This window comes from Pseudomonas sp. MD195_PC81_125 (assembly GCF_014060985.1).
GTDB lineage: Bacteria > Pseudomonadota > Gammaproteobacteria > Pseudomonadales > Pseudomonadaceae > Aquipseudomonas > Aquipseudomonas parakoreensis.
The window spans coordinates 1-2,919 of sequence record NZ_JABULD010000746.1 but is presented as its reverse complement, the minus strand read 5'-3'; the positions used below and the strand labels follow the sequence as shown (position 1 = coordinate 2,919).

Annotated in this window: 3 protein-coding genes; all 3 read right to left on the bottom strand. The window is 46.1% G+C overall.

What is annotated here, in order from left to right:
* Positions 1-814: hypothetical protein (locus HT737_RS28765; RefSeq protein WP_374011209.1), on the bottom strand; the 814-nt coding region annotated here is incomplete at its 3' end.
* 301 nt (positions 815-1,115) lie between these two features.
* Complete coding sequence (locus HT737_RS28755; protein ID WP_182404513.1) at positions 1,116-1,814, bottom strand: hypothetical protein; 699 nt, start codon at positions 1,812-1,814, stop codon at positions 1,116-1,118.
* A 332-nt stretch (positions 1,815-2,146) separates the two neighbouring features.
* Complete coding sequence (locus HT737_RS28750; RefSeq protein WP_085611816.1) at positions 2,147-2,653, bottom strand: hypothetical protein; 507 nt, start codon at positions 2,651-2,653, stop codon at positions 2,147-2,149.
* Positions 2,654-2,919 lie beyond the last annotated feature (266 nt).

Here is a 2,919-nt window from a genome sequence, read left to right as displayed (position 1 = left end):
TTTGTTCCAGTGAGGACAATACGGACTCGTTTACGACCAGAAGTTCATCGACAAGCTTGTAAGTTAGCAATTCTGCTCCAGCATCTACTATAGGTGCACCCAAGCTCGGGAGTAGGCAAGCCACTATCCCAGCAGTAATCATAGGCGTCCGGTAAGCGTCATTAGACTGTGCAGCTTTTGTAGAGAATGTGACAGCTAATCGATCAGCGCAACTAATTAATATCGATTCATTTTCCCGACATGGATTTAATACTGAATTCACAAGTGGGATAAACCGTGAAGCATTCCATTGCCGATCCAATGCGCCATATGTACTCCATATGTCGTTGTAATTGTCTTTTATTGCTTTGTCGAGGTTTGATGGCCACTGATGCATCAAACTACGAAGAGGTGTATTGGGATCTGTTTCATATTTAGGATTACGGCAAAAACTAGGTGGCCCATACAGATTCAGCCCCCAAACGATTGCATTTTGTCCATGGTCATCAAGTTTTTTTGAGATATGTCTACCTATTTCGACTAAATCTAAAATGCTTGCTTTGTCTTGTACAAAGTCTCTTCCTTCCACACAGTCGAGAATGGCGTTAGTACCTATGCCTCCTTCTTGAGTTTCGCCGGCGGTCTGGTTTTTTGCTGATGTAGCGATTAGCGTCAAGGCAGGTGTTCCGGCGTCACCAATAAGCTCAGGTTTTAATAGTACTCCGAGGTCCGATATCAGTCCGCCACTCTGGCAAGCATCTACAATTATATTGCTCTGCTTTGGTGATGTTTCATTAAGCAGTCTAAACAACTCACTCAAAGACAGCGCCGTCATAGACTGTATTCTTGGGTTTGTGTCCCGGAGCCACATATGGAAGCTACCAGAGCTCACACCACCATGTCCTGCGAAAAAAAAATGTGAAATTCTGTATGTGTGAATTTTCGAAAAGCGATTTTTTTTAATGCAGATCTAACTTGCTCAATAGTCGGAGACAGCAGAAGTAGGGAGTGTGCGCTGTTAAACTGACCAACTTCGGGTCTCACGAGAGCATTGAATATTCTTACCGCATCATACTCTGCAGAATCGAGGGGTTTAGCGTGATCATATTCGTTACAGCCAATTGCTAGGAGGATCCTCATCGCGCACTCTCTCCGTAACGAACAAACTTAGCTTTTCGAGCAGATTCTCTTTCCAGCGCCTCAGCCACCTTTCTCGCCTTGATGTCTTCGACCATCGCCTTATATGCTGGAGTGCTTTCTTGCATTGCCCTTGTGAACTGATTAAACGCATCCGTTCCAAGGTGAATCTCTGGGAGTGTCACTTCTCCTGCCTTGTTCGCACTAAACTCGATTTTCTCAAGCATTTCCAAGAAGGCGAGCGGCAGAGATCCAGATTCCTTTGCATTCACAACGTTTCCAGTTTGATCGCAGACCTTCGATAGTGATGAGTAAATCATACTAGCAAACTGAGCTTCCATATCCTCCTGAAAACTATTGAAGCATCTTTCTAAAACTTTAACGTCATGGGCAGCAATGCTCTCGAGCGCAATGTCAAAAAGCGTGGAGTGAGTTTCAAGTCCGCCGTTGTATACTTGGGGGGCGGCAGGATTGCAGAACGCCGCGCCATGCTTTATTCGTTGCGCGTTTTCTGGATTGATATATTTTGCCATTGTGCTTTGCTGAAGCGTAGATAACAGTCTTCTCAGGGATTCATTAAAGTTTTCTACAAAGTCAGAATCTACAAAATAATCAACACTCTGGCTGCTACGCTCCATGATCTCCACCACTTTTACCAATCTAGTTGCGGCTGAAGTTAAAGCCAGCCATGCCAACACTACGAGATGCCGCCGTGCGGTTGTTATAGACCCGTTGAGTGTTACATTTAATTGTAGAACAAAATGTAGAAAATGCTCTGCTGCCGCACTTTTGCAAACTGTAAAGACACCTCCTGTCGGTCAATACAGGGGTCGAAGCTTGGACAATCGAAAATGCTTTATTCAACAGGTGATCAGCTCAACCGTCGTGAGCCGGATCACCTGTGATTCACTTCTCTTTTTTCGGGGGTTGCACTTTCGGCATAGGAAGAGTGTTTTGTACAGGAGGTAACCCTCGATCATTGGTCTGTACTGGTCTGCTTGGGTTATGGCGCGGTGGCTGCGATTTTTCGTTACTCATTGGTCAACTCCGGGTAATGGCTTTGGAAGTACCGTCTCATCTGTAACTCGGCTTTGGTCATAAGATCTGCTTTCTCAGGAATGACCATTCCAGCAAATGCAGATTTCATTACCGCCGATTTCTTCTTGCGTATTGCGAAACGTTTTTCGTTGATTTCTCGTTCGGTCAGTTCACCTTGCGCGACATCAAACCACCCTTTTTCTGCGTCATCAGCTAATACAGAAAGCTCTATTCCCGCTGCGCTTAGAGGCTTGATGCGGGCTTTGAATGGAAGAAATTTGTACACGACCGATACGACTTGGCTGAGCATGATGAAGAAGCCCCACACAAACGCGTATTCTTTCCAGATAGCCCAGCCACCAATACTTCCAGCCGATGCTATGGCTAGTACTATAGCGATTCCTCTCTCTATATTTTCAGATCTGATTTGGTAGAGTTCTAGATAGTAGACATGCGCTTTAAGATTTTGCAGCTCCACCCAATACTGCGCTTGATACATCGCCTTGCTTCCGTTGCTGATGAGAAAAGCCCAATGCCGCGTCTAGGGAATCATACAGTTCCTTTGAGACTGTTTGCACCCAGACAATCCATCTGCCTGGGCCAGAAGCATCCGTCAGATGAGAGGCCGCTCTTGGCCGAAAGCAGACCTGCCTCCACCGACTAATTCGCCGTCACAAACCTGTCACCCCCAACCTGCTAACCTCCCCCTGCGCCACTGACCCCAAAGAGCCCCCAAAAAAAAAAGGTGCCCCCAAGGTGTACTCC

Bases quoted from the DNA above. Each gene is read 5' to 3' on its own strand.
- HT737_RS28750 (WP_085611816.1), bottom strand. From the start codon at position 2,653: ATGTATCAAGCGCAGTATTGGGTGGAGCTGCAAAATCTTAAAGCGCAT.